The 24894-nt window shown below is 59.1% G+C and carries 30 protein-coding genes and 1 tRNA gene; 17 read left to right on the top strand and 14 right to left on the bottom strand.

Features of this window, described 5'->3' with window-relative positions; all coding sequences use genetic code 11:
* Window positions 1-473: 473 nt before the first annotated feature.
* The 4 genes from IIC71_04805 to IIC71_04790 all read left to right on the top strand — a co-directional run bounded on the left by IIC71_04805 (window position 474) and on the right by IIC71_04790 (window position 3492).
* Entirely contained in the window at window positions 474-977 is a 504-nt protein-coding gene (locus tag IIC71_04805) for a peptidylprolyl isomerase (GenBank protein ID MCH7668512.1), read from the top strand.
* A gap of 78 nt (window positions 978-1055) precedes the next feature.
* Complete coding sequence (locus IIC71_04800) at window positions 1056-1283, top strand: hypothetical protein (protein MCH7668511.1); 228 nt, start codon at window positions 1056-1058, stop codon at window positions 1281-1283.
* Entirely contained in the window at window positions 1273-2115 is an 843-nt protein-coding gene (locus IIC71_04795) for a PHP domain-containing protein (protein MCH7668510.1), read from the top strand. Before IIC71_04800 ends, IIC71_04795 begins: the two co-directional genes overlap by 11 nt.
* A gap of 57 nt (window positions 2116-2172) precedes the next feature.
* The gene (locus IIC71_04790; protein ID MCH7668509.1) at window positions 2173-3492 is read left to right on the top strand and encodes a HAMP domain-containing histidine kinase; all 1320 of its coding nucleotides are present in this window, start codon (window positions 2173-2175) and stop codon (window positions 3490-3492) included.
* 149 nt (window positions 3493-3641) lie between these two features.
* Here the strand turns inward: IIC71_04790 and IIC71_04785 are convergent, their stop codons facing one another.
* The 4 genes from IIC71_04785 to mce all read right to left on the bottom strand — a co-directional run bounded on the left by IIC71_04785 (window position 3642) and on the right by mce (window position 6304).
* A complete protein-coding gene (locus tag IIC71_04785) occupies window positions 3642-4286 on the bottom strand; it encodes a hypothetical protein (protein MCH7668508.1) in 645 nt (214 codons plus the stop codon).
* Window positions 4283-5350, bottom strand: coding sequence for a hypothetical protein (locus tag IIC71_04780; GenBank protein ID MCH7668507.1), 1068 nt, complete (start codon window positions 5348-5350; stop codon window positions 4283-4285). The genes IIC71_04785 and IIC71_04780 overlap by 4 nt, the downstream gene beginning before the upstream one ends.
* Window positions 5351-5685: 335 nt before the next feature.
* A complete protein-coding gene (locus IIC71_04775) occupies window positions 5686-5901 on the bottom strand; it encodes a hypothetical protein (GenBank protein MCH7668506.1) in 216 nt (71 codons plus the stop codon).
* On the bottom strand, window positions 5894-6304 hold the full coding sequence (mce, locus tag IIC71_04770) for a methylmalonyl-CoA epimerase (protein MCH7668505.1): 411 nt from the start codon (window positions 6302-6304) through the stop codon (window positions 5894-5896). The genes IIC71_04775 and mce overlap by 8 nt, the downstream gene beginning before the upstream one ends.
* Before the next feature lie 102 nt (window positions 6305-6406).
* Between mce and IIC71_04765 the strand changes: the two genes are divergently transcribed.
* Genes IIC71_04765 through IIC71_04755 form a run of 3 tightly spaced genes read left to right on the top strand, consistent with a single transcriptional unit; the run spans window position 6407 to window position 8428 of the window.
* The gene (locus tag IIC71_04765; GenBank protein ID MCH7668504.1) at window positions 6407-6733 is read left to right on the top strand and encodes a YbaB/EbfC family nucleoid-associated protein; all 327 of its coding nucleotides are present in this window, start codon (window positions 6407-6409) and stop codon (window positions 6731-6733) included.
* Window positions 6733-7326 (top strand): recombination protein RecR, encoded by a 594-nt coding sequence (recR, locus tag IIC71_04760; GenBank protein MCH7668503.1) that lies wholly within the window; start codon window positions 6733-6735, stop codon window positions 7324-7326. The genes IIC71_04765 and recR overlap by 1 nt, the downstream gene beginning before the upstream one ends.
* A gap of 1 nt (window position 7327) precedes the next feature.
* Window positions 7328-8428, top strand: a complete 1101-nt coding sequence (locus IIC71_04755; protein ID MCH7668502.1) for a DUF3524 domain-containing protein — start codon at window positions 7328-7330, stop codon at window positions 8426-8428.
* A 29-nt stretch (window positions 8429-8457) separates the two neighbouring features.
* Here IIC71_04755 and glpX read toward each other — a convergent pair whose 3' ends face one another.
* Together glpX and IIC71_04745 are read right to left on the bottom strand one after the other, a co-directional pair.
* Window positions 8458-9426, bottom strand: a complete 969-nt coding sequence (gene glpX, locus IIC71_04750) for a class II fructose-bisphosphatase (protein ID MCH7668501.1) — start codon at window positions 9424-9426, stop codon at window positions 8458-8460.
* Between the two features lie 27 nt (window positions 9427-9453).
* Window positions 9454-10635: an acetyl-CoA C-acyltransferase gene (locus IIC71_04745; protein MCH7668500.1), complete on the bottom strand. Its 1182-nt coding sequence runs from the start codon at window positions 10633-10635 to the stop codon at window positions 9454-9456.
* Window positions 10636-10755: 120 nt separating this feature from the next.
* Between IIC71_04745 and IIC71_04740 the strand changes: the two genes are divergently transcribed.
* From IIC71_04740 to IIC71_04720, 5 genes are all read left to right on the top strand, one after another.
* Window positions 10756-11052, top strand: a complete 297-nt coding sequence (locus IIC71_04740; protein MCH7668499.1) for a metal-sensitive transcriptional regulator — start codon at window positions 10756-10758, stop codon at window positions 11050-11052.
* Window positions 11049-11255 carry a heavy-metal-associated domain-containing protein gene (locus IIC71_04735; protein MCH7668498.1) on the top strand — a complete coding sequence of 69 codons (207 nt, stop codon included), beginning with the start codon at window positions 11049-11051 and terminating at the stop codon, window positions 11253-11255. Before IIC71_04740 ends, IIC71_04735 begins: the two co-directional genes overlap by 4 nt.
* A gap of 2 nt (window positions 11256-11257) precedes the next feature.
* Entirely contained in the window at window positions 11258-13414 is a 2157-nt protein-coding gene (locus tag IIC71_04730) for a copper-translocating P-type ATPase (GenBank protein ID MCH7668497.1), read from the top strand.
* Between the two features lie 233 nt (window positions 13415-13647).
* On the top strand, window positions 13648-14520 hold the full coding sequence (locus tag IIC71_04725; GenBank protein MCH7668496.1) for a PAC2 family protein: 873 nt from the start codon (window positions 13648-13650) through the stop codon (window positions 14518-14520).
* A 12-nt stretch (window positions 14521-14532) separates the two neighbouring features.
* Entirely contained in the window at window positions 14533-14907 is a 375-nt protein-coding gene (locus IIC71_04720; GenBank protein ID MCH7668495.1) for a hypothetical protein, read from the top strand.
* A 77-nt stretch (window positions 14908-14984) separates the two neighbouring features.
* On the opposite strand, the gene IIC71_04715 is transcribed toward IIC71_04720, so the two are convergent.
* Window positions 14985-15074 (bottom strand): AURKAIP1/COX24 domain-containing protein, encoded by a 90-nt coding sequence (locus tag IIC71_04715; GenBank protein MCH7668494.1) that lies wholly within the window; start codon window positions 15072-15074, stop codon window positions 14985-14987.
* Window positions 15075-15245: 171 nt separating this feature from the next.
* Here IIC71_04715 and IIC71_04710 point away from each other — a divergent pair, with 171 nt between their 5' ends.
* On the top strand, window positions 15246-15974 hold the full coding sequence (locus IIC71_04710) for a gamma-glutamyl-gamma-aminobutyrate hydrolase family protein (GenBank protein MCH7668493.1): 729 nt from the start codon (window positions 15246-15248) through the stop codon (window positions 15972-15974).
* Window positions 15975-16015: 41 nt separating this feature from the next.
* Window positions 16016-16381: a hypothetical protein gene (locus IIC71_04705; GenBank protein ID MCH7668492.1), complete on the top strand. Its 366-nt coding sequence runs from the start codon at window positions 16016-16018 to the stop codon at window positions 16379-16381.
* Between the two features lie 60 nt (window positions 16382-16441).
* On the opposite strand, the gene thrB is transcribed toward IIC71_04705, so the two are convergent.
* The 4 genes from thrB to IIC71_04685 form a co-directional block, all read right to left on the bottom strand.
* Complete coding sequence (gene thrB, locus IIC71_04700) at window positions 16442-17284, bottom strand: homoserine kinase (GenBank protein MCH7668491.1); 843 nt, start codon at window positions 17282-17284, stop codon at window positions 16442-16444.
* Window positions 17281-18192, bottom strand: a complete 912-nt coding sequence (locus IIC71_04695) for a cation transporter (protein ID MCH7668490.1) — start codon at window positions 18190-18192, stop codon at window positions 17281-17283. Before IIC71_04695 ends, thrB begins: the two co-directional genes overlap by 4 nt.
* 105 nt (window positions 18193-18297) lie before the next feature.
* Window positions 18298-19086: an ABC transporter permease subunit gene (locus IIC71_04690; GenBank protein ID MCH7668489.1), complete on the bottom strand. Its 789-nt coding sequence runs from the start codon at window positions 19084-19086 to the stop codon at window positions 18298-18300.
* Between the two features lies 1 nt (window position 19087).
* Window positions 19088-19999: an ABC transporter ATP-binding protein gene (locus tag IIC71_04685; GenBank protein MCH7668488.1), complete on the bottom strand. Its 912-nt coding sequence runs from the start codon at window positions 19997-19999 to the stop codon at window positions 19088-19090.
* 132 nt (window positions 20000-20131) lie between these two features.
* On the opposite strand from IIC71_04685, the gene IIC71_04680 reads away from it, so the two are divergent.
* Entirely contained in the window at window positions 20132-20356 is a 225-nt protein-coding gene (locus IIC71_04680; protein ID MCH7668487.1) for a hypothetical protein, read from the top strand.
* 35 nt (window positions 20357-20391) lie between these two features.
* Window positions 20392-20462, top strand: a tRNA-Gly gene (locus tag IIC71_04675).
* A gap of 214 nt (window positions 20463-20676) precedes the next feature.
* On the opposite strand, the gene IIC71_04670 is transcribed toward IIC71_04675, so the two are convergent.
* Together IIC71_04670 and IIC71_04665 are read right to left on the bottom strand one after the other, a co-directional pair.
* The gene (locus IIC71_04670) at window positions 20677-22233 is read right to left on the bottom strand and encodes a hypothetical protein (GenBank protein ID MCH7668486.1); all 1557 of its coding nucleotides are present in this window, start codon (window positions 22231-22233) and stop codon (window positions 20677-20679) included.
* On the bottom strand, window positions 22230-23186 hold the full coding sequence (locus tag IIC71_04665) for a hypothetical protein (protein MCH7668485.1): 957 nt from the start codon (window positions 23184-23186) through the stop codon (window positions 22230-22232). Before IIC71_04665 ends, IIC71_04670 begins: the two co-directional genes overlap by 4 nt.
* A gap of 329 nt (window positions 23187-23515) precedes the next feature.
* On the opposite strand from IIC71_04665, the gene IIC71_04660 reads away from it, so the two are divergent.
* Window positions 23516-23719, top strand: coding sequence for a hypothetical protein (locus IIC71_04660; GenBank protein MCH7668484.1), 204 nt, complete (start codon window positions 23516-23518; stop codon window positions 23717-23719).
* Window positions 23720-24363: 644 nt separating this feature from the next.
* Here the strand turns inward: IIC71_04660 and IIC71_04655 are convergent.
* Window positions 24364-24894: 6-phosphofructokinase (locus tag IIC71_04655; protein MCH7668483.1), on the bottom strand; the 531-nt coding region annotated here is incomplete at its 5' end.

Raw genomic sequence — 24894 nt, 5'->3', positions numbered from 1 at the left:
CCCACCAACGACTGGCACCATGATGCGCTGCGAGTTCGAACGATCAACGCCGATCGGCTCAACGGACGCACGACCGCTGCTGTTTCGGCTCAGCGTGCACACGCACACACAAGAACGATTTCTGACACTCGCTCCGCCATCCATTTGTCCGCCCAGCCATTGGCCAGAACATCAACCACGAAGCTGTATGGCCCCGGTGCGCTCCTATGCTTATTCGCATGGCTATCAAGAGACTTCGACCAAGGCTCGTCGCCGGCGTGCTCCTCATCTCGGCTTGCGGAGGCGGTGCCGACACGACGACAACAGCGGCAACCACTTCACAAGCGCCGACGCAGATCACCCTCGCGACGACCACCACCCAACCATTTCAACGGCCCCCAGCGTCGTACGAGCAGTTTCGCCGGCAGCCGACGGCATGCGGCGCAGACACACCGCCTGAAACGCGTTCATTGAGCTTCAGCGCGCCGGACGATATGGGTCTCGACCAAGGGGTCAAACTCCTCGCAACGCTCAACACGTCATGTGGCCCAATTCTGCTTGAGCTTGACCCGTCACTCGCGCCCCGGACCGTGAACTCCTTCGTCTTCCTTGCAGACGCCGGCTACTACGACGGCACCGTGTCACATCGTGTGATACCCGGCTTCATGGTCCAGGTGGGCGACCCGACGGCCACCGGTACTGGTGGTCCCGGATACACGCTTCCCGACGAGTTTCCCGCCGATGGGTTCGTCTACGAAGCCGGAGTCGTCGCGATGGCGAACGCAGGGTTCGGTACGACGGGCGGGCAATTTTTTATCGTGACTGGAGATGCGAGCCACCTACCCGCGCAGTTCACGGTGATCGGCAGGGTGTCCGAGGGTCTCGACGTGCTAGCCAACATTGAAAACGTGCCCCTGGGTGTGAACATTCAAGGCGAGCTTTCCGTACCGCTCGAGACCATCTACATCGAATCGATAACCATCGTGCCCCTCGGTTAGGGACCCCGCTAGAGGTGCGCGACCCGTCTCTGCACAGCCGCTAACGCGCCCCAACTCTGGGTTGGGTACTCTTGCCGAATGGGAACTACGAAACGAGAACGCCAGCGGGCAAACCGTGATGCCAAACGAGCTGTCGAGGCTAAGGCAGCAAGGATCGCGTCGGTGAAGGCGACCGCCATCAGAGTCGCCAAAATCGCGGTTTCCTTCGCGGTCGTGATTGGGCTCATCACCATTTTTACCGGCAACGACGCGGCGTCGGTTACGACGACAACGGTCATAACGACCACGACGACCAGTGGCAGTTGATCTCCACCTGCACAGCAACTTTTCGGATGGAAGTGCCACGCCGAGCGAAATCGTCGAATTGGCGGTTGAGACTGGCCTCACGGGGATAGCGCTCACAGACCACGACATCCTTGAGGGCATCCCAGAGGCTCGGGCAGCGGCGGAGGCCAACGACCTGCAGTTCATTGCAGGCGTCGAGATGTCGGTCGATTGGCAAGGATCGGCCATGCATCTGTTGGTCTATTTCCTCGAAGACGAAGAGGGTCCGCTTCAGAACAAACTTGTTGCGGTCAGGGAGGGGCGTGCTTCGCGCAACATTCAGATCATTTCAGCGTTGCAGGCCAATGGGATCGACATCACAATGGCCGAAGTCGCATCCGTCGCCGGTGAGGGGTCAATGGGGCGGCCACATTTCGCAAAAGTACTTGTCGACAAAGGTGTCGTCACGACCATGTCGGAAGCATTCAACAAATGGCTGGGAACGGGACAACCCGGCTACGTTGCCCGCACCCGGCTTGACGCATTCGAAGCGGTTGAGCTTGCGCGTCAGTCGGGCGCAGTGCCGGTGATTGCTCACCCACACACGTTGGGCCTCGATGCGACAGACTACGCGCATGCGTTTTCAGAACTCGCCGATGCGGGCCTAGGCGGTATCGAGGCGTACTACACCGAGTACAGCCAAGACCTGCGCGAGCACGTTGCACAGATTTGCACGGATCTCGGAATAGCCGCCACTGGAGGCTCCGACTTTCACGGCACGTACAAGCCAGACATCAAAGTCGGGATCGGCTTAGGAGATCTCTCCGTATCAGACCTAGCGCTGCAACATCTACTAGAGCAAGCCAGCCGCTGATTTGCTTCACCTTGCATGTCGGCGTGCCGATACACCAGCAAGGAAGGAACAGTGAACATGCCGGATACTTTGGTTGCGCGGTTCGCAGCACCGATTAGCTACACCGCCGTACGCACGGCATACAACGCCGTACGAGCGATTGCCGGCGTGTTCGTGCTGCTCGGTGCGCTGGCCATTTTCATTCTCGGCGGCCCTGGCGCTGGACTCGTTCTAGGCGCGGGCGTCGTCATGACAGGGGACGCGTTGTGGCGGCTATCACATGGCGAATCAGCCCTGTACCCCCTAGTCCTCGACATCACAATCACCGCCGCGGGATTGTTCATTAACGGCGTCGAACCGGCAGTGGTCGTTGCGGGAATCCTCTATACACTCACGTCCGCATTGCTTCTGCTACCCGCCCCCCAAGCGCTCGGGGCCATTTCGTATGCCGCGATGTGGGGTATCCCAATTGTGCTGTTCGACTCGATGCTCAACACGATATCCGTTGTGTTCGCGTGGTTAGTGACCACGATTCTCACGATCTACGTTGCACAACTTTTGATATCCGCCGGCGTCGCTCTGTACCGAGCGAAGAAAGCGCATTTCGAAGCACTCGAATCCGAGCGTAGGGCGTCCGCGATCAAGAACGAATTCGTTTCGATGGTTAGCCACGAGCTGCGAACCCCGCTGACGTCGATCCAGGGCTTCACCGACACGCTCACAGAGAGCTGGGATGTGCTTGAGGCCGCCGAAATCAATGAGTTCCTCGCAATCATTCGTGAAGAAACCACACACCTGACAGACCTCGTGGAAGACATACTCGTTATCCCGCGGCTTGAGGCGGGACAGCTCCGCATGGACCCCGCAGAGTTCGACATTGGGGACGAAGCGTTGAAAATCGCGGAGGCGATCTTCCGTGAGTCCGAAAAGGAATTCGTTATCACCGTCCCCCGTGGCGTCACGGTCTTTGCGGATAACGTACGAGTCAAACAAGTACTTAGGAATCTTCTCGAGAATGCCCGCAAGTACGGCGGAGACCAAGTCCTCATTGAAGGTTCGGCGTCGGGCGATCGTTACAAGGTAGTTATCTCAGACAACGGGCCAGGTGTTCCACTAGACCACCGCGCCAAGATCTTCGAGCACTTTGAACAGGGCTCAAAAGGCAGCGGTCGCGCCGAGCAGGGCGTCGGTCTCGGTCTGCCGATTGCGCGCAAGCTGTTACGAGCAATGAACGGGGATCTGTGGTTCGAACCACGCTTCCCAACCGGATCCCGCTTCTGTTTCACGGTCGAACTCGTCGGAATCGCGACACCCGAAATCGCAGAGACCCCATCGGGCCTACAGGGTTCGCCAGTCGCGATGTTCCAACAGAATCGTTCCGAACGCGTTACGGGCTAGCCGCACAGCCAAACGGGGTAGGTGCCGAACATACCCACCCAGCACTATGCGCCGGCGTACCGAGCAGCAATCGCTTGTGGCAGATGCTCGGCATGGCCACAAGCTGAACCATCAGGCAACGTGAGGGTCGAGGGTCAGCGCGCTGTCTGCTATCGGCAGTCGATAGCAGCGACAGCACGCTCAAGCAGGTCGGCGCGGGGTTTGCCGCTCCCCGACGCAATCGCCACCTGGAAATACTCGCAGACCCCCCTCGCTACGACGAGGTCGCTTTCGCGGTCACCGACGCGCAGGTCGTAAGTCTCGATCGGACCGATCGCGGTCTCAATGACACTTATCGGAGGAGGAAATGCATCGAGACCTGAGAGGGCAACAGCGACAATTGCATCGTCGCCGATTGCCCAGACCCACAGCGACAGAGGATCGTCATCTCCAGGGATGGTGAATCCGACTAATGAATGGGGAGGGACGGATGACGGTTGAATCCGTGGCTCCACCGCGCGCAGAGCCGTCATGACGTCCACAACAAGACCGCGGATCGCTAGAACCGGACGACTGTTGTCGGGTCGCGGCACAAGCGGTACCTCTATCTGCACTGTGGTGTCGTCGGTTTCGAGCGTCCATACGAAGATATCTCCGGCGGCCCCGGGTTCGATGTTCCACGGCTCCGTGAACGCCAGCCCGATGTTGAACATGATGGGGAAATCAAGATCGAAGCGTGACATGCCACCAATACGAGCAACACCGTTGACAGAGATCGTGGTGCCGGGACGCTGACGCAGAATCTCGTCGATCAAGGAAGCTTCACACCTAATGCTGCATCAAGAATTGTGTTGCGGACCGCACCAATGTCGTCAGGCAAGGTGCGATCTGGAAACGGTACGTCGGACAACCTACCGGAACACCCGCCGCCTTCGAGTTCGACCCTACTCACGGCGGTCGGTTTTCCAGAGCTGTCGAACGCTGTGAGCGTGGCGATCTGATCCCAACCTAGTCTGGGGATGTCGAAGAATACAGTCTGACCAACGGGACGTTGGAGAACGCTGGCAGCGCCGGACATTGAAAGTCGGACCACAGCAGTGTCGTCGGGTAGACCCGTCCACACGAGGCGTACGGTTGTGATCCACCCCCAGTTCTTTCGCGTTACGACCTCCACCCACGGAGTCGAGCCCGAAGCGAAAGCAGCGAAGACACCGTCCGTCGTCTTGATGACACCAACTGGTTTTCCACCTTGAGCGACGACCGTGTCCACACCGGGGATCTCTACGCCCGCGAGCGCACCAAACAGCTCGTTCTGGAGTGCAACGGTAAGGCCATCGGCACCGATCGAGGTACCGAATCCGAACGGATCGCCTGCGCAGCACAGAGTGTCGGATGCTGGCCGTGGACTCGGACCGGGCGCGGTGATGGTGATGCCTCCTTTTGAGATCGCTGTCGAACTCTCCGCCACCGTCACCACCGTCGTCGATGCGGGTACCGCATCGGGCGAGGGTTGCGCCGATTTGCGTTGCTCCGATGAAACAAGCGCACCCACTCCAACCACCATCGCGATACCGACCGCAACTGCAACCAAGGTCCGCAAACGCTGACGTCTGTGTGTTTGCAACACCCTTGAGCGAATCCTCTCGTAACTCTCTTCCCGCGGACTTTTGGCCAAGATTGGCTTCAGCGCCTCACGAAACTCTGCACGTACCCATGGATGTCCGTGTTCCCCTTTGTCGGATCCCGACTCACGCATCCGACGCTGGGACATACTCAAAAAGCGACGAACGGTGAACGGTCGGACCTTCAGGATGCCCGCAGTTTCGAACGAGCTGAGGCCCACCCAGTATGCGAAGTACACAGCAGCACGCTGCTTCATCGGCATCTCCAACAACAACCTGGTACCGATCGTGGGCGCAGGAATGACAGGTACGTCCTGCTTGTTCGACAGACCCTGCCGGCTCCTGCTTTGAGCCTCGCGGACAACCTCCCGTAAAAGAAACAACCGCCGGATTGTCGAGATCGGCCAAAGGTCTGCGTACAAGAGTTTGGAGCACCACCCGGGACACAACCTCAGGAGCACGATCTGGGCCGACAAGTACGGTTGCTAGCCTCACAAGAGCCTCGGCATGGAGGTCGTATACGTCGACGTCCCAGGTCATGGTTGCGCAGATTCTGACGTGGGGACGGAACGCATCATCGCTGGGTCGCCGTTTACTCCCCGCGTCTGGGTTCCAGCCCAGACCGATCGTGTCCGGTCGGGCGCCAAACAGCGGGATCGTCATCTGCGCGCTGCCAGCCCGAGGGCCGTGCGGTAACCTCACCGATCGAACTCGCCGCAGCCTGTTCTTGCATCGACTGAACGATGGCCGCCATCACCGCCGCGGCTTCGTGCGGTCCCGCACCGCCAGTGATTTCAACACTATCCATCGGCTACCTCGACAAGTTCGATCAGCGTTCCGGCTAGTTCGAGTGGATGTACGAACGCTATCTTGGCACCCCGGCCTCCGGTACGCGGAGTCTCATCGATCAGCCTTGCACCCTGCTCCTTGAGGTGCTCCAGCGCAGAAGCAAGGTCAGGGACCGCAAACGCGATGTGGTGTAGCCCTTCTCCGTTCGCAGCGACAAACCTGCCAACCGGACTGTCATCACTCAACGCTTGAAGCAACTGGACATGCGACCCACCGACCGCGAGCATCGCTTCTTCGACACCCTGATCCGCGACCACCTCACGATGAAGCACATCAATGTTGAACATCGTGCGGTAACCATCGATAGCGGCGTCGAGATCATGGACCGCAATGGCCACGTGATCGAGATTGTACGGGAGCATGACTCCACGATACTCGCACCCACGCCGATACACCCACGAGCAGCGCCGACCACGGCGCCGGCGACACCAGGGAAACCACTGCAATGCGCTAACCTCGTGTCCATGGGACGCATGCCAAAAGACATGCGCCAGCTCATGGCGCAAGCGCAGCAGATGCAAGCACAGCTCCAGAAGACTCAGTCAGAACTCGCCGACAGAACCTATGAAGGCACTGCAGGTGGCGGTGTCGTTAAGGCGACGGTGAACGGTTCGGGTGAACTTCTCGAGGTGGTATTCGATTCGTCAGCACTCGACCCCGAAGACCCCGAGATGGCGGGCGATCTCGTCGTCGCTGCGGTGAACCAGGCAATGGCTTCCGCAGCGCAGGACGCGAGTTCGGCAATGGGTGGTCTTACCGGGGGGATGGGCCTCGGTGGCCTCCTGGGCTGATGTTTGAGCCGCCGGTACAACGGCTTATCGACGAGTTCGCACGACTTCCAGGAATCGGCCGTAAGAGCGCTCAGCGGCTGACGTTCCACATCCTCAACATCGACGACGTCGATGCGGTGCGCCTGTCAGAGGCGATCGTCGATCTCAAAGAAAAGATCAGGCTGTGCAGCCAGTGTTTCAACATGACGGCAGAAACACTGTGTTCGATCTGCGCTGACCTGCGACGCGACCCGACTGTGCTGTGCGTTGTCGAACGCGCTCAGGACATTGCGGTCCTCGAAGGAACCAACCAGTTTCATGGGAGGTACCACGTGCTCGGCGGATCTATCTCTCCAATCGAAGGAATCGGCCCCAACGAGTTACGAATCAAAGAACTCCTCTCCCGCCTCGATCATGAAGGAGTGACAGAAGTAATTGTTGCCACCAACCCCACGGTTGAAGGCGACATGACAGCGATGTACTTGGCTCGATCGATAAAGCCGCTCAAGATCACCGTGACCCGCCTGGCGAGCGGTCTCCCAGTCGGTGGTGACCTCGACTACGCAGACGAAGTCACTCTTGGTCGAGCACTCTCAGGTCGCCTGGAGATGTGACATGCGGATCCTTCTTGTTGAGCCTTTTCTGGGTGGCTCCCACCAAGCCTGGGCCGAGGGGTATGCACAACATTCCGAACATGACGTGACTGTTCTGGGGCACGCCGGGCACTCGTGGAAGTGGAGGATGCGTGGCTCATGGGCAACGCTCGCGGACCAAGCCGGGGGTCTTGGCGAATTCGATGCCATCATCGCGTCGTCGCTGCTCGACACTGCTAGATTCCTCGGCGCCACGCGCGCTTTTTTGGGTCGGACACCGGTTGTTCAGTACATGCACGAGAACCAACTGACGTACCCGTTGCGCGAGGGACGAGCGCCCGATGTCGAACACGTACTGACAAACTGGGCCGCAACACTTGTCGCGGACGAGGTGTGGTTCAACTCCCGGTTCCATCTGGACAGTTGGTACGCCAGCATCCCCGGCGTCCTCGGCAGATATCGCGGAGACTCGCACACCGCTCTCGTAGATGGTGTCCAATCCCGATCGCTCGTCATGCCGCTCGGTGTCGACCTCGAACCGTTCGACGACATACCGCGAACATCAGGCTCACCTCCGCTCATCGTTTGGAACCAGCGGTGGGAGTATGACAAGGGCCTCAGCCAGCTCGATGTCGCGCTGCGTGGGTTGGTCAGTGCCGGCGTCGACTTCAGAGTGGCCTTCCTCGGAGAATCGCCCGCCTCGCCACCAAAAATCATTACGAATCTCATCGAATTTCTTGGTGAGCGCACCGTCCAGGCAGGCTTTGCAGATACAGGCCTCTACCGGCGCTTGCTTCGATCAGCGGACATTGTCGTTTCAACTGCGGACCATGAGTTCTTCGGCATTGCTGTGACCGAGGCTATCTACGCAGGGGCAACCCCCCTCCTTCCCAACCGCGTCGTCTACCCAGAACGAATACCGAGCGAGCTTCAAGATCGAGTTCTGTTCGACAATACCCCGCACCTTATCCAACGGCTGGTCGACCTAGTGGGCAGTGCACCTGAGCGCTCTGAGACGAGCGGGCTGCTGCGGTCCTCTGTGGGCCTCTTCGATTGGTCAGTCGTCGGTCCCCAATATGACGATCGGCTAACGTCGATCGTGCAGGGTTCGGCTACGGCCTGACGTCGCCGACCCTCCAATCCCAAGGGATGTTAGAGAGACTTTACCCGGTCGAAGCGGTGGATCGCCTCCACGAAGCGGACCGTTCCGGTCCGGGACCGCATGACAACCGAATGGGTGCGGGCCGTGTTACCAAACATTTGAATCCCGTTGAGCAATGCACTGGGCGTCACCCCGGTTGCAGCGAAGAAGGTGTCGTCGCTCGCCACCAGATCATGCGTCAGGAGAACCCGGTCGAGGTCGATGCTGTTATCGGCCGCGTACTGGCGCTCTGCGTCGTTGCGCGGCCAAATCTTGCACTGCAGCTCACCACCGAGCGCCTTCATGGCGCACGCCGCGGTCACCGCTTCGGGGGAACCTCCGATGCCCAGCAACATGTCCACACCCGAATCAGCTTTCGTAGTGGCGATGACGCCGGCAATATCACCGTCCGTGATTAACGCACACCGGCTGCCGACCGCTCTCACTTCGCGGATCGTCGCCTCGTTCCGGGGGCGATCAAGAATCATCACCGTGACATCCCCAACACCTTTGCCCAGCGCCTTGGCGACCCGAACAATGTTGTGCTCGATAGAAGCCTCGATATCTATGGAGCCGGCAGCTTGTTCGCCGACTGCAATCTTGTCCATGTATACAAGGCTACCGGGTGAGAACATGGATCCTCGGCTTGCGAGGGCAATCACTGCAAGGGCCCCGTCGGCGCCGCGGGCAGTGAGGGTTGTGCCGTCGACCGGGTCAACGGCGACATCGACCTCGGGTTTGTTGCCGTTACCGACACGCTCACCGTTGTACAGCATCGGGGCTTCATCCTTCTCACCCTCGCCGATAACAACAATGCCGTCCATTTCAACGGTTGCCAGGATCGCCCGCATGGCGTCCACAGCAGCCTGATCGACAGCGTTCTTGTCCCCACGACCCTGCCACCGGGAAGCTGCCACGGCCGCCGCTTCGGTCACGCGGACCAACTCCATGGCTAGGTTCCGATCTGGTGCGTCACTCATTGTTCTCCCTCGATTGATGCGAGACGGTCAGACAACACGCACGATCAGCCCATCTCCCTGACCGCCTCCCCCGCAAAGCGCCGCCCCACCAATTCCACCACCGCGGCTTCGCAGCGCACTGACAAGAGTAACAACGATGCGGGCTCCCGTCGCACCGAGCGGATGGCCGAACGCAACGGCACCGCCGTTGACGTTGATTATTTCGTCAGAAACATCCAGCGACTTACCCGCCCAATATGCCACCGAGGCGAACGCCTCATTGAACTCGAAAAGGTCAATGTCACGAATAGAGACCTGCGCTGACTTGGCCGCGAGTCGGATCGCTTCTGCCGGCCTCTCCTGCAACGTGGCATCGGGACCAGCGGTTTGCCCATAACCCAAGATCTCGGCAAGAATCGGAAGACCTGCTTGTTCGGCGGCCACACGGTCTGCAACAACGAGTGCCGCAGCACCATCAGATATCTGGGAGGCGTTCCCCGCCGTAATCGTTCCGTCTGGTACGAACGCCGCTCGCAATGTCGCCAACTTCGCAACGGTCATGCCCGGGCGAAAACCTTCATCTTGGGAGACAAGGAGTGCTTCACCGCGCGGCTGGGGCACCGAAACGGGCACGATCTCTTCGTCGAAAGCACCAGATGCAGTCGCTGCCTCGGCACGTTGATGCGAGCGCGCCGACCACGCATCCTGTACTTCGCGGTCAATACCGAGACTGGCGTTTTTGTGGTCCGAAGACTCGCCCATGAGACAGCTATCAAACGCACAAAACAACCCGTCGTGCGTGAGAATGTCGACCAAAGTCGCATCACCATATCCGACACCCGTGCGAGCGTTTGGCAAAACGTGAGGTGCGTTCGACATTGATTCCATGCCGCCCGCAACAATGAACGAAGCCTCCCCGAGACGAATTCGCCGACTCGCATCGGCAATGGCAGTCATCCCCGAGAGACACACTTTGTTCACAGTCGTCGAGGGAACCGTCATCGGTATCCCGCCCTTTACGGCTGCCTGACGGGAGGTTATCTGCCCCTGACCGGCCTGAAGAACATGCCCGAAAATCACCTCGTCGATCTGATCCCCCGTTATGGTCGCCCGCTCAAGCGCCGCCGCAATCGCGATGCCACCGAGATCCACTGCACTGAGCGGCGAAAACACACCGTTGAACCGTCCAATCGGGGTGCGAGCTATAGAACAAATGACCGGGAATGACAACGTGGACTCCTTGTGCTGCCCCAAATGGTACCGCAAGCCCTCGGCCACCGGAAAAACGGGGGACTCACCTACCCTACCCCTGGGGGGGTGGGGGAATAGAAATCGTGGTAGACTGCTTCCATGAAGGAAGAACACAAAAAGGCGGCACTACTCAGACTCAAAACGATCAGCGGACATGTCAACGCTGTCATCGAAATGATCGAAGCCGAACGATACTGCCCGGACGTGATGAAACAGGTATCTGCAGTACAAGGTTCTCTTGAGAAAGTGAACCGAGTTCTGTTGCAGAACCACGTTGAGACCTGTGTGATGGACGCCGTTCGAGAGAATCGCGTCGAACAAATCGTCGACGAACTTATGGAAACGCTTCGGTACACACCCGGAGTTACCGGACCAAACCAGGAGATATCACTATGACCAGTGTCACCCTTTCCGTACTCGATATTTCGTGCGGCCACTGCAAGACCTCGATCGAAGGCGCAGTTTCCGAACTCAACGGCGTGGACACGGTTGAAGTGAACATCGACAAGCGCACGGTCGACATCGCTTTTGCCGAATCGCTCACCACCGAAACGATCATCGATGCCATTGAGTCTCAGGGCTACGACGTAGCTCAATAACAATGGCAAAAACCGACACCATCATCTTCGATGTGGATGGCATGACTTGTGCGTCGTGCGCCATCCGGATCGAGCGCGTGCTCGGCAAGCAGGAGGGCGTCGATCATGCCGTCGTTTCGTTTGCTGGCCAAGAGGCACGGGCGACCATCTCTGCTGACACCGACATCGAGGCGCTTGAAGCCGCTGTTGGCAAGATCGGCTACAAGATCAAGGCGCTTGCAGAGGGCGACGAACGGATCTCCCCAACCGAACGTTTCGCCACCGAGGCTCGACACCAACTCAAACTTGTTATGGGCTCCGCCGCCCTTGCTGTTCCGCTGATGGGAATCGCAATATTCGGCCCAGACAGCCGCCCCTGGCTGGTATTTCAGGCGCTTCTCGCAACCATTGTTGTGTTCTTCTTTGGACGCCAATTCCACACGGCCGCATGGACACGACTCAAAGCGCTGACGGCGAACATGGACACGCTGATTTCGGTGGGCACGCTCGCAGCCTATTTCGCGTCGCTAGCAGCGATCGTTCGAGAGACCGACGTTTTCTTCGAAACCGCAGGAATGATTATCACACTGATCCTTCTTGGGCGGTTCTTCGAAGCAAGCGCCAAGGGCCGGGCCTCGCAGTCGATCGCAAGACTCGCCGAGCTTGGTGCCCGCGAGGCCCGGCTGCTCCGCGACGGCGAAGAGGTGATGGTCGATCCGATTGAACTCGCCCCTGGCAACATCGTGATCGTCAAACCTGGGGAGCGCATCCCCTGCGACGGAGTAATCGTCGAAGGTACGTCAACGGTCGATGAGTCAATGCTCACGGGCGAGTCGATACCTGTGGAACGCGGACCCGGTGACGAGGTGATCGGTGCGACTGTCAACCAGAACGGCAGCCTTCGTGTCGAGGTGACACACGTCGGGCCAAACACGACTCTCGCCGAGATCATTCGTCTCGTCGAAGACGCCCAGGCCACAAAGGCACCGATTCAGGGTCTTGCCGACAAGATATCGAGCATCTTCGTGCCGATAGTAATGAGCTTGGCGCTGGCGGTCTTTGTGGGATGGATGATCTCTGGAGCTGAATTCGGCTCCGCGTTACAAAACGCAATTGCCGTATTGATCATCGCCTGCCCGTGTGCTCTAGGACTGGCAACTCCGACCGCAATCATGGTTGGTTCGGGGCGCGGCGCCGAACTTGGGATACTGTTCAAGGGCGCAGACATTTTTCAACGCGCCCACAAAATCGACACCGTCGTTTTCGACAAGACAGGTACGCTGACCCTCGGAGCGATGACGCTCACCGATGTGATCTCTGATAAACAAGCTCTGCTCCTTCGGCGTGTCGGGGCCGTCGAGAACCTCAGCGAACACCCGATTGCTCGCGGAATTGTTCTAGGTATCGAAGAGCGCGGCATCGAAATCGGCATGGCATCAAACTTCACCGCTACACCCGGCGGGGGTGTGCATGCCATGACCGAAGGCGTCGAAGTGACCATCGGCACGCCAGAGTTTCTTGGTGAACTCGGGCTGAAGGTCTCGGATGATCACCGTGCAGCCATCGATACGCTCGCCGATCAGGCGAAGACCGCGGTCATGGTCGGGTGGAACGGTGAGAGCACCGGGGTGCTCGGTATCGCTGATGCTCTGCGACCAACTTCTGTGACGGCCGTCAAGGAACTCAACAACGACCATATGGCGACGATCATGCTGACCGGTGACCGACGTCTCACGGCTGAACGCATTGGTGCTCAGCTCGGGATCAACGACATTGTTGCCGAGGTAAGACCGGACGAGAAGGCTGCAAAGATCCGGGAGCTGAGCGCTAAGGGCGCGGTAGCATTTGTCGGCGACGGCATCAACGACGCCGCGGCACTCGTGACCGCCGACATCGGCATCGCCGTCGGCTCTGGCACGGACGTTGCAATCGAATCGGCTGATGTCGTGCTTCTCTCACCGGATCCCGAACTTGTGGTCGGAGCCATGCGGCTCGCCCGCGCTACGTTCAGGGTGATCAAGCAGAATCTGTTCTGGGCCTTCGCCTACAACACGGCAGCAATCCCGCTCGCTGCTGCCGGTCTGCTCAACCCGATGATCGCCGCGGGCGCCATGGCGCTGTCATCCGTATCAGTCGTCTCGAACTCGGTGCGACTGCGCCGTTTCTCACCGATGCAGTAACCATCGGACGGACTCCGCTGTCGTCCCGAGACACGGTACGTCCGACCGATCCGCATGGGGGCGACGCTCAACGCTCTAGCGCAACGGAGATCAAGGAGCCTGGCGATCCGATGAGTTAGCCACCGCGTGAACCTTCGCAAGCGCGAGGCCGCCTCTCGAATGTTTAGGGCGTCGAAGGCTGGTCCACGCTCATCACCAAAACACAACCTCCGAAAGTCTCTAACGTACCGCCCATGAATTCAGTCCGCCGGTTTCACGAACCACGTCTTCGCAAGCCTGTGGCAATCATCGCGTTCGAGGGATGGAACGATGCTTGCGAAGCAGCATCGTCCGCCGCGACCTACACGCTTCATGTTGGGAAACGCACCGAACCATTTGCGGTGATCGACCCTGACGAGTTCTACGATTTTCAGCAGCACCGCCCCATTGTCACCGCGAACGACGGTGGTCACCGATCGTTGTCGTGGCCGACAACGCGGTTTCACGCCGTGAAGATTCCCGACCATCCTCAAGATCTCATCGTTGTCACCGGCGACGAACCAAGTTTCCGCTGGCGGACCTATGCCCGCATAGTCACGAGCATCCTTGTAGAGCACGACGTTGAACAGGTGATCCTTCTCGGTGCGTTTATTGGCCAAGTCGGGCATCGCAGACCGACGCCGATTATCGGTGTCGCAACCCAACCCGAACGAGTCGGTCATTTTGACCTGTTGCCGTCGAACTACGAGGGACCCACGGGCATCATCAGCGTCGTCATGGAAGCTTGTCGAGAAGTTGGGATCCCGGCAATATCTCTCTGGGCAGCCACCCCTCACTACCTCGCGGCAAGTCCGAACCCGCAGGCGATGCTGGCTCTGCTCAAGAAGGCTAGCGAAATCAGCGGCCTCCCGCTTGATCTCGCTGACCTCAACGACGTCGTCAGGCAATACCTCGACAAGGTAGAAAGCGCTATCGGCGCCTCCGAAGATCTCAGCGACTACATCACCAATCTAGAGCGAGACGAGGATGAGTCCGGTATCAACCAACAATTGGTCTCTGAGGAAGCTGAGGGCTTCCTCGACGAGATCGAGGACTTCCTACGCCAGAACCCAGACAGCAGCCGATAATCCGTGAACGTCGTGCGGTGGATCCATCTTCTGGGCGCCGCAGTGTGGGTCGGCGGTCTCATCACCATGGCCGCCCTTGTGCCGGCGATGCGCAGGGCCGGCGCCGACATCGAAATCATCCGCGCTGCTGCACGGCAGTTCGGTCGTCTGTCGTGGGTAGCAATGGGTGTTGCAGTGGTGACGGGACTCATCCAAGCGAACGACTTCGGGTATCGACTATCGGACGGACCGCTCGGCACCAAAGTGCAGGTGGTTGGCGTGATGATCGGGTTCGTGGTCGTACACCAGATCACCGCAAAGAGGACCACGGCAGCGCTGCGGGGCGCAATCCAGGGTGCGATCCTTGCCCTGAGCCTTCTGACGTTCTGGCTCGCCGTCACCATCTAAAGATTGGCGTTCGTGCGGACGCCGACTTCCCCAAACAAACAACAAGCCCCAGCGTGATGCTGGGGCTTGAAGACGAGCTACTTGTGCTTGTGGCGGTTGGCCTTGAGGCGCTTGCGGTACTTGTGTTTGCTCATCTTCTTACGACGCTTTTTTATCAGCGAACTCATCCAGAAAACCTCAAAATCGATAGGGAAGTCGTGCCGAAGAGATCGCCCTTGCGGTCTCAACACTGATAGGTTCGCGAAACACACGCGATTGTGCAAGCCGAGTCGCAGTGCCCGCGCTGAATTCACGCCGACACGTTCACGGGACGGCGCAACATCGTAGACTGTCGAGCTATGACAAAACCCCTCATTGGCATCAGTTCGCGCCCTAGATTGGTCAAGACCTCGAGTGGCGAGTCGCGCGCCTATTGCCTGCAACACACCTACCGGGACGCGATCGTCCACGCCGGCGGTATCCCGGTATCGCTCGCTCCGGTGCCGGTGGAAGACACCGACGCGCTCCTCGATTCCCTCGATGGCCTTGTCCTATCAGGCGGGGGCGACGTCAATCCCGAGGTCTGGGGCGACGAGCGAACCGACACGTTTTACGGCGTTTCCGACGAACGAGACGCGTTTGAGATCGCCCTGGCGCGCAGCGCTGCGAAGTCGAAAACGCCAACCCTTGCAATATGTCGCGGGTTGCAGATCGTTAACGTGGCATTTGGTGGCACACTGATCGCTGACATACCGACGACATTCGGCACCGAGCACACCGTCAGGGGTGATGGGGTGTTCACCGCGCACCAGACTATTCAGCTCGACGCTGGGTGCCGAGTTGCCGAGATCACGGATGCGACGACTATTCTCGTTAACTCGATACACCATCAGAGTGTCGACAAACTCGGCACAGGGTTCACAATTGTGGGACGTTCTGACGACGGCGTAATCGAAGTAATTGAGCACGAGGACGCGCAGTGGTGGTTGGTCGCCGTTCAGTGGCATCCCGAATACCTTGACCAGGTTGACGACAAGCACTCCCGTCTCATATTCGAGGCGCTTATCGAAAACGCTGCGAGCCGGTGAAATTGCTCCTGATCTGTTCGGGTAACACCTGCAGGTCGCCAATGGCTGAGGCCCTTGGGGCATCCCGGTACCCTGAGCACGATTGGCGCAGCCGAGGACTCAACGTCGAGAACAATTCCACTGTCTCCGAACACGCCCTGATTGCCGCCGGCGGCGCAGGCCATCTCATCGTGGACCATGTGCCGAGACCGCTCGTTGAGACTGACTTCGATTGGGCGGACATCGTGTTCGCCATGACCGACTCGCAGGTTCGCAGTTCGAAGCGACTGTTCGGCGCGTCCGTCAATCGTCTGGCCGCGCACATGGATATCGAGGACCCGCTAGGCGGCGGACTCGAGATGTATCAAAAGACGGCCGACGCGATCGAATTCGCACTCATGGAGCGCCTCGGGTCTAGCGAACTCTGACGGCGTACCCTCGGCCACCTTGGACCATCGAACGCAACCGGCCTGCAGGTGATGTCGCAATTACCGCCAGCCGGTAGTTGCGACCTGGAGCTCGCGGACCTGCCCGAGATCGCCGAGAGCTTCCTCCATCGCGCCGACAACCGCCGACGCATGATCGTCAGTGACGAACGCCAGCGCCGTGGGACCCGCTCCGCTCCACGAGGCGTGGAGGGCCCCAGAACTGAGTGCGGCTTCAATGAGCTCCCCCGTCACAGGAGAAAGCGAAGCTCGGAAACTTTCGTGAAGCTCATCTCCGCGCGCCATTGCCAGCACTTCCCTGTTGCCGGTGTGCAGTCCTTCGACCAGAAACGCAACACGGCCAACGTTGCGAACCGCTGCACCGTGGCTTACCTCGGACGGCAGTGTGCTCCGGGCTGCATCGGTCTTGAGCTCAAAGTCCGGTATGGCTGCCACCACCCGAATTGAAGGGTGCAGCGTCAACCTGACCAATTCACCGCCGAACGCGGCGACTAGGCCTCCGTAGACTGAGGCACCCGCGTTGTCACCGTGGCCCTCCAGCTCTTGCACAATCGCAAAGAGCTCGCGGTCGGATGGCTCAACTCCGATAGCGCGGAACGCGGCCGCGGCGGACGCGGTAATCACCGCCGCACTCGAGCCAAGGCCTCGGGCTCGCGGAATATCGTTCGAAATCGAGATTCGACACGGCGGACCACCCGCCAGTATTGCTGCTCGAACAACGAGGTCACCATCTTCGGGTTCCCCCACCGATCCACCCTCTTCTATCTCCCACCGGTCTGATGGGACGGAGGTGATCGTGCAACGTAACTCGAGGGCTAACCCAAGACAGTCAAACCCCGGACCGAGATTCGCTGAGGACGCTGGCGCCGATGCGGTGCCCATCACTCGCCTGGTTCCAGCTCTATGAAAATGCGTGTCGCGTCCGGAACCTTCTCACGAATGCGCGCCTCGATCTCGTCAATCGCCTCCTCTGCGGATTCGACAGCCATCCCCCTGTCGAGCCGAACATCCATGTTCACCAAGATCTCGTGCGGAGAGAGCTGCATGGTGAGAACCCGTGAGATGCTGGTCACCGCGGGCACGCTAAGTGCCGCCGCTCTGATAAGAGCTCGATCTTCGCGCACCGCGCTTTCCCCGATAAGCAAGCCCTTCATTTCGTAGGCGAGAATCCACGCGACAGAAGCGAGAAGCACGCCTATGAGAATCGATGCAATCCCATCCCACTGCACCCAGCCGGTCACTTCCGAAAGCACCAGGCCGGTGGCTGCAATAGCGAGGCCGACGACGGCTGCAGAGTCCTCAAATAGAACAACGATCAATACGGTGTCCTTGGATTCACGGACCGTCGAGACAATCGACCGGCCAGCACGGGTTTCGTTGAAAGCTTTCAACGCTGGTCTAAATGCAACCAGACCCTCGAACAATGCGGCGATACCGAGGACAATCAGGGCGAGAACGATGCCACCCTCGCTTTCATGCGGATTCGAGACACGCCGGTAACCCTCAACGAGTGCAAACACCGCGCCGCCCACAAATAGGAACACCGCGACCATGAAACTCCAGAAATACGCCTCCTTCCCTCTGCCGAATGGGTGACGAGAATCTGGCGCCAGCCGAGATGCCGACTCGCCGCGCAGCAAGAAGAGCTGATTCGTCGAGTCGGCTACGGAGTGGATTGCTTCAGCCAACATCGCCGAACTCCCGGACACAAGAAACGCCAGTCCCTTGATGACGGCAATGCCGACATTTGCGACAAGGGCAAGCAAAACGAGTTTCTTTGATCCGATCGCCATGGACGTGAAGCGTAGAAGGTTTTGACTACGATCCCGCGATCTGGTTGAGAAACGGTCCCCCAATCACTTCGCCCCGCGACGAACTCCACCGCGGCGGGTGTGGGGCTACACCACTATGTCACGTCGCCCGAATCCCCAAATTGCGATGCCGACGAGACCGACCCCAACCAGGAAGAGTACCGCGAAATCCCCCATGGGGAAACCATTCTGAAGTGGATTCGACCGGCTAAACCAGTGGAACGGAGTGAGCTTCTGCGTCCACTTCAACGAGTCGACAGTGTTAGCGATGCCGTTAAAAAAGAACGCGGCGGCCATGTACCCGGCCGCAACGCCGTTGGTTAGTCCCCGGTTTCCTGTCAAACCACCGATGGCCATAGCGAGGGACCCGAACAAGAACCCAACAAGCGCCGACCCGACATTCGCCGCAAGGATTCCGTCGGCCGGCAACAGATTGTCCATGATCGGATTGCCGGCAAACAGTACAACCGCGAGAAACACATTGATGGCGCCGAGCAGGACGATCATCGACGCGTGTTTATGCAGGATGATCGAGGTGCGCGAGATCGGCTGCATCAAGAGCAACTCCATCGTTCCCTTGTCTTCCTCGCCTGCCAGTGCAGCCGTCCCCATGGACACACCAAACGCCCCAACGACGAGGATGCCGATCGACTCGTACAGACGCGCATTCATTAGACCCACAGGTGAAAACAATTCAGAGGCGCTTTCAACACCGAACATGGCCAGCATTGGTTCCATGTTCTCGAAAATGTCCTCGAGACCCTCTGTGTCTTTGAAGGATGGATACGAGAATATAGTGACAAGTGCGAGAAATCCGAGTCCACCGATCCACCAGAAGATGGACTTGCGACGATCCCAGACAGTCTTACCGAACACGCTACTTAGCATCGCGACCCCCGGCCTCCGAGTAGAACTCAAGAAACACGTCCTCGAGGTTGCCGTTAGCGCTCACCATGTTCCTCACCGGATGACGTGCCAGCGCCTTCACAAGCTCGTCCATGGACCCGACAACCGTAAAAGACAGGCTACGCCCGTCGGGGAGTGCAGCGATGTCTGCAACCGACCCCAGGCCATCAAACTCGTTCATCGGAACCGGTGACTCGAAAGTAACTTCGATCACTCTGCGAGCCTGCGCCTTCAGATCCACAATACGCTCTATGGCAACGATGTGGCCGGCGCGGATGATCGCGACGCGATCCGCTACGCGTTCGACTTCCGGGAGGACATGCGAGCTGAGAAACACTGTACGGCCCTCCTCCTTCAACTCATCGAGTAGTCGGTAGAACTCCTGCTGCATAAGGGGGTCGAGCGAAGTTGTTGGTTCATCGAGGATGACAAGTTCGGGTGAAGCCATAAACGCATGCACCAACCCGACCTTCTGCCGGTTGCCACTCGAGTACGATCGAAAGGGTCTATCGAGGTCGAGTTGGAAGCGATCAGCCAACGCATGCATCTCTGACAAACTGTCCAAGCCGCTGATCGACGCAAAGTAGCCCAGCATCTGCCGAGCTGTCATTCGATCGTACATTGCAAGCTCGCCCGGCAGATAGCCAATACGTCGATGAATCTCAATCGAATCGGCCTGGCTGTCGAGTCCGAAGACGGCCGCAGTCCCCGACGTGGGCCTCAGCATATCGAGAAGTACTCGGATGGCGGTCGACTTGCCTGCACCGTTTGGTCCCAGGAACCCGAAGATCTCGCCTTGGTTCACTGTGATATCGATGTTTTCGACACCACGAACATCGCCGTAAAACTTGGTGAGGTTCTTGATCTCGATAACGGGTGCCATGCGAGTTCTCATGGTACCGAAGTCAGCGCAATTCGAATCCACGACGCAACAGGGACAGCCTAACCCCAGGTGCTGTGCGCCCGCGAGCCAACGGACTACCCGACGTGACGTTCGCCAGCTACGGTTTTGCCGATGGACGTTCTTGAATTCCTCGGGCTTGACGATCTGCTCGCACAATTCGTGCTTGCAATCGGGGCGGCCATGCTCTTCGGTAACGCATTTGCCCTCTACCAACACAAACAAGGGAAAACCCCAAAAGGTGTCGACACACCGTTCAACATCGGCCGAGCAAGGTGGTTGCTGGCCGTCGGCGCCGTCGTCAGCGTGTGGGGTCTTGTGAGCATCCTCGCTGCCTGACGTGTCGTCGACACCGGAGTACACTTTCCCCATCCGCGGGTGTAGTTCAATGGCAGAACATCAGCTTCCCAAGCTGAATACGGGGGTTCGATTCCCCTCACCCGCTCAGTAGGGTAATTCGTGAAAGTGCGCCGTTTCGTTCGTGAAAGCCGGCAGATCTTGCGCTGTCCCGATTCTGTGGCCCTGTGTGTCCGAATCTCCTGGGAATTCGCGAAGGTCTGAGCGCGCCTGTGAGAAATCGGCGCGAATCGAAACGCTACTAGCGAGTTCTGGGCGCGCCGAAGAGGCCTGAGAGGCCGGGTGAGGTTCGAAGTGGGGTGTTAGGGCCCGTCGCGAGCTCGTCGTTCGGACTTGTGCGCTTCGTTGATGGCGAGGATTGCCGGGGATGTGCTGTCGAGCCACGCGAAACGTGCTGTAAGCGTTTCGAGCCGGTCACCTGCGTGCCTCCGCAGCTTGTTCGCGATTCGTTTCACGTTCTCACCGATGATCTTGCACATGATGAGGAGTGAGTTCTTGACGAGTCGCTGAACGAGGAGCTCGTCTCCGGTGAGATTCCCCGAGGTGTTGGACTTCAGGAGTCGGTACGAAGATTCGACCGTGTTCCTTGCGTGGATGCGGCTTTTCCATCCCTTGGATCCGTGGGTGTATTTCTGTAGGAACATCACCATCGATGCGGGAAGCGTGATGGTGCCTCCCTTGGCCGCACAGATTCGGAATTCGGGCTTGTCGGGAGTCTCGACTGTCGGAAGGCCTGGATCGAGTCGGAGGCTTTCTGAAACGAATGGACACCGGACTCGACCGGCCTTGGCTGGACACATGGCGCGACATGATCCATCTGGTAGGGGTTTGCCGTGGAGACGGAGTGTGTACGGCGCTCGGTCCTCTACACGCCGGGTCAGCTCGTCGCCGCTAAGTCCAAGAATCGAGAGATTCTTGTCGGGGACGTATGGGCATACGAGAACGTCGTCGACCGCACGGACACCGTCGTATATGTTGTGGACCTTCTGGTGGTTCTCAGTTAGCTGGACGATGAAGTTCATGCCGTGTCGCTTGGCAACGATCCAGCTCCCCGGGTGTCCGGAGTATCCGCGGTCGGCCAGGACGTCGGTAATGTCCGTAGATTCGCTGAGATGGGCGAGTACCGGACGTAGCATCACATGCTCGCTCGTGTACGAGAACACCATGTCCGACACGGCGAACGCAGAGACCGTCTGTGGGATATGGTCACCGTCAATAACGTTGACGATCGAGGTCAAGCCCCAGCCCTGATCGGGGCGGTAGTCCTTGTTACCTCTCTTGTCCTCTTCGGGCATGGTATGGAACGTGACGTCAGGGTCCGGGTAGACGGGGTACTTCTTCTGTTTGCTCGTCGGCTTGTTCAGGTCTTCGTGCTTGATTCGCCACTTGATGGCTCGTGCCGGTTTGTGGATCCTGGTCGCGTCGATCGCGCCCTTTCGAACGTAGCCAGCCCTGATGCCGCTTGTACTGTCTGCCGCGGCATCAAGTATCGACTGGAGAAACGGAATGTGGTGTGTGGATCGACCCGGACGGTTGTCTGGGGTTGGCCATTCGATGTTCAGGTGGTCATGAATCCGGTCGAACAGGTAGTACACCTGGTTCTCAGTGATGTCGTAGATGCCGAGGGCCCCTGGCATGACGTCGTTGATGTCTCTCAACATGATGGGGACCGTGTTGAGGTGCAGGTTCCGGTTGGTGAGAGCCATACAGATCAACAGCACGAACAACTTTGGTACGGTCAGAATCCGAGGTCGGGACGGTCGCAGGTCGTCTGCTTGGAGACGGCGCTCCAACTCCTCGAAGACTGTCATGGCTTTAACGATCGCAAGCGCGATGAACAGGGCACGTTTGACGGTCAACAGAGAACCCCGCTGGTGTTCCGTCTGCGAAGTAGATCGATTAGAACCCGTTCCGACAGTCCTCCGGCTGCGCTGTCGAGTTGCGTGACGGTCAGGGTGTCGAGTTGGCTATCGATCCACGTGTTGCGAAGTCGGATCACCGACAGTTTGGGAAGGGTCTGCCCGAGCTTGAGCCGGGCGATCGCGTCCCCCACGGCGTTCTTGTGGGGAGGGAACACGCGCCCGCCTTCACCTGTGAGCCCATCACCCACCAGCCCGGCGAACCGGGCGTCGATACGAACCTGACGCTCCAGCGGACCTCGAACCGCGACAGCCCACCTCGAGCCATCGTGGAGGAGGTCCTCTTCTGCGAAGGAGTGGACTTCCGCGGAGCGGAGACCCGCACCAGCACCCAATCCGATCACAATGCAGGCTTGGTTACCGCGAACGAGCGTCGCTTGGGCCGTGGCACCGTGGATGTAGCGGGTGATCTCAGACTCGCTGTAGGGGAGCTGAGCATTCGATCGGGCCGCGGTGACACTGGGAACCCAAGGTGCCTTAACCGTCACAATGGGCCCCATCGTCTCGAGCACCCACTTCGCGGTTCGAACCGTCGGCTCTGGCACGCCGTCCGCCTGCATCTGTCTCACAAACCGGCCCACGAACTCAGGGTGAAAAACCGTCTCATGGTCCATCGTTCGTCCGACCTTCGCGGCGTATGCGTACAATCGCGAGGTGTAGTTGAGACGCTGGTTCAGAGACGAGGGGCTGCCAGCGTGTGAACGGTGAACCGCATCGAGAACAAGCTCACGGATCATTCGCCAGATGTCCCCGCTCACCTTCCGAGGGACGTAGGCCTCAAGGCGCTGTCCGATTTCTTCTAGGAGCACGGGAGGATCAAGAAGTGTCCGGTCGGGGGGTGACGCTTCGATAGAGTCGATGAAGCCGAATGGGTCTGGTTGGAAAGCGGTCACTCGCCACCGCCAAGGCGACTTGTAGATGCCGAGTCGAAGTGCGCCTGACTTCGGATTATGCGTATCCACCGAGGGCGGTCCGCGTGGATCCCATTGTCCGCGATCAGATTGTCCTCGTCCCGATATCGGTAACCGTTGACAAGTAGGGTCTGGTCCCGCCTGGAAGAAGAACTCCGGCTCGTGGGATAGGGCCATAGGTCGGCACGATACAACGCGGTATCGGTGAATACCCGTACTCTGCTTGAACTTTCGAAGTGAGGCGCGAGACCCCTGCTTCCCCGCTTTCGAGCAGCAATCCGGCTCCTACGCAAGCGGCTACGCTGCGGTCCATGGGACGCAAAGTCGACGCCGATCAACTCGTGGACGCTTCCGAGATCGCGAAGCGTCTTCCAGGTATCAAGCGTCCTCAGGTCGTGCACGACTGGATTAGCCGTCATGAGGACTTTCCCAAGCCGGTCGCACGACTCACCCGCGTGAAGGTATGGAACTGGCCCGACGTAGAGGCATGGGCAAGGAAGACCGACCGCCTCTAAGCGACCGATGGTTCCTCCTCGAGGAGGAACCTCACGAACCAGGGACCATCCTTCTCTACTTGGCCGTAGGACGTCTGCCACCCCTCTCCGGGACGAGTCCCGAACCGGCCGCGGGGAAGCTTCCTCCGTGACTTAATATCACTTGCCATCTGCTGGGCAGTGGAGTGCTTCAGCAGATGCAAGACCCGCCGCCAATCCCCTCGATCCTCACTGGCCTCGTCAACGGACTGTGACCACTTCGATGACCTATCGAAGGGCTTCCGGGGTGGACGGCTACGTTCCGTGTACATGTGTGCACCTCCATATGCGTCGTAGTTAACGCAGCATACACGTGCGTCGTAGTTAACGCAAGTCAACACGAGCACACTTCAGTGGTAGTAGTGTCCCCTGCACCCGGAGCCTCGCCGTCAGGTACACGCGCAATCTTCTCGACATCCGCATGGATCAGCTCACCTGGGCGGTCAAGCTCTGTATCGGCGCGAGTACCTACGAGATCCCACATGCCACGACGAGTGTTCGAGTATCGGAGCACCCACCCCGGGGTGCGGCGAACCGCAGCGGCGCCGAATCGTCCTCGATCTTTGCAGGATGTTGCCCAGCCGTGCTCGACGCTTGGCGTTGACTCGGCCGGCTCGAGCGCGTTCTCAGCGCGAGAAGATCTCCGTCACTCGCCGAATCTCGGCAGTCCTCGGCGCCGTAGTGGTCGGCACCAGTGAAGCCAGTTCTATGCTTTGACCCTTCAGCGCTGTAAACACATCGGATTCGTCTTCGCCAATTGCTTTAACAGCGGCCACTCCCATGCGCGAGGCGAGCATCCGGTCGAATGCCGAAGGAGATCCGCCTCGTTGGACGTAGCCGAGAGTCGCTATTCGCGATTCGAATCCAATACCTCGATCGTCGAGATGGCGCGCGATGGCGTGAATGCTCAATTCCGCGCCTTCAGCGACGACCACAAATTCGTGGTGGCGACCTCGGTCGAATGCCGAGGCGACGGTGGCGCCGACTTCATCGAGCGTCGATGAATCGCCCCGAGTCTCTATGAAACCCGGGGTGCCTCTGTGTTTGTCAAGCAGCGTCGTTGAGGGACGCGCAGACGGCCTGACGGTGTTGTTCGTCGGCGAGCATGCGACGCCAGACGTGGGCGGCGATCTTGCGTTTGAGGCAGCGCATAGCCT

The organism is Acidobacteriota bacterium (assembly GCA_022562055.1).
GTDB lineage: Bacteria > Actinomycetota > Acidimicrobiia > Spongiisociales > UBA5794 > BMS3BBIN02.
Note: the sequence above shows the minus strand (reverse complement) of the source record. Positions and strands in the feature narration are given on the sequence as shown.

Excerpts from the sequence above, each read along its gene's own strand:
- IIC71_04705 (MCH7668492.1), top strand. The coding sequence starts at position 16,016 with ATGGCTGAGGCCCTTGGGGCATCCCGGTACCCTGAGCACGATTGGCGC.
- IIC71_04715 (MCH7668494.1), bottom strand. The coding sequence starts at position 15,074 with ATGAGTTCGCTGATAAAAAAGCGTCGTAAGAAGATGAGCAAACACAAG.
- IIC71_04680 (MCH7668487.1), top strand. The coding sequence starts at position 20,132 with ATGGACGTTCTTGAATTCCTCGGGCTTGACGATCTGCTCGCACAATTC.
- IIC71_04735 (MCH7668498.1), top strand. The coding sequence starts at position 11,049 with ATGACCAGTGTCACCCTTTCCGTACTCGATATTTCGTGCGGCCACTGC.
- IIC71_04710 (MCH7668493.1), top strand. The coding sequence starts at position 15,246 with ATGACAAAACCCCTCATTGGCATCAGTTCGCGCCCTAGATTGGTCAAG.
- IIC71_04695 (MCH7668490.1), bottom strand. The coding sequence starts at position 18,192 with ATGGCGATCGGATCAAAGAAACTCGTTTTGCTTGCCCTTGTCGCAAAT.
- IIC71_04775 (MCH7668506.1), bottom strand. The coding sequence starts at position 5,901 with ATGGATAGTGTTGAAATCACTGGCGGTGCGGGACCGCACGAAGCCGCG.
- IIC71_04685 (MCH7668488.1), bottom strand. The coding sequence starts at position 19,999 with ATGGCACCCGTTATCGAGATCAAGAACCTCACCAAGTTTTACGGCGAT.
- IIC71_04805 (MCH7668512.1), top strand. The coding sequence starts at position 474 with ATGGGTCTCGACCAAGGGGTCAAACTCCTCGCAACGCTCAACACGTCA.
- IIC71_04765 (MCH7668504.1), top strand. The coding sequence starts at position 6,407 with ATGGGACGCATGCCAAAAGACATGCGCCAGCTCATGGCGCAAGCGCAG.
- IIC71_04755 (MCH7668502.1), top strand. The coding sequence starts at position 7,328 with ATGCGGATCCTTCTTGTTGAGCCTTTTCTGGGTGGCTCCCACCAAGCC.
- IIC71_04725 (MCH7668496.1), top strand. The coding sequence starts at position 13,648 with ATGAATTCAGTCCGCCGGTTTCACGAACCACGTCTTCGCAAGCCTGTG.
- glpX (MCH7668501.1), bottom strand. The coding sequence starts at position 9,426 with ATGAGTGACGCACCAGATCGGAACCTAGCCATGGAGTTGGTCCGCGTG.
- IIC71_04780 (MCH7668507.1), bottom strand. The coding sequence starts at position 5,350 with ATGAAGCAGCGTGCTGCTGTGTACTTCGCATACTGGGTGGGCCTCAGC.
- IIC71_04800 (MCH7668511.1), top strand. The coding sequence starts at position 1,056 with ATGGGAACTACGAAACGAGAACGCCAGCGGGCAAACCGTGATGCCAAA.
- mce (MCH7668505.1), bottom strand. The coding sequence starts at position 6,304 with ATGCTCCCGTACAATCTCGATCACGTGGCCATTGCGGTCCATGATCTC.
- recR (MCH7668503.1), top strand. The coding sequence starts at position 6,733 with ATGTTTGAGCCGCCGGTACAACGGCTTATCGACGAGTTCGCACGACTT.
- IIC71_04660 (MCH7668484.1), top strand. The coding sequence starts at position 23,516 with ATGGGACGCAAAGTCGACGCCGATCAACTCGTGGACGCTTCCGAGATC.
- IIC71_04730 (MCH7668497.1), top strand. The coding sequence starts at position 11,258 with ATGGCAAAAACCGACACCATCATCTTCGATGTGGATGGCATGACTTGT.
- IIC71_04790 (MCH7668509.1), top strand. The coding sequence starts at position 2,173 with ATGCCGGATACTTTGGTTGCGCGGTTCGCAGCACCGATTAGCTACACC.
- IIC71_04740 (MCH7668499.1), top strand. The coding sequence starts at position 10,756 with ATGAAGGAAGAACACAAAAAGGCGGCACTACTCAGACTCAAAACGATC.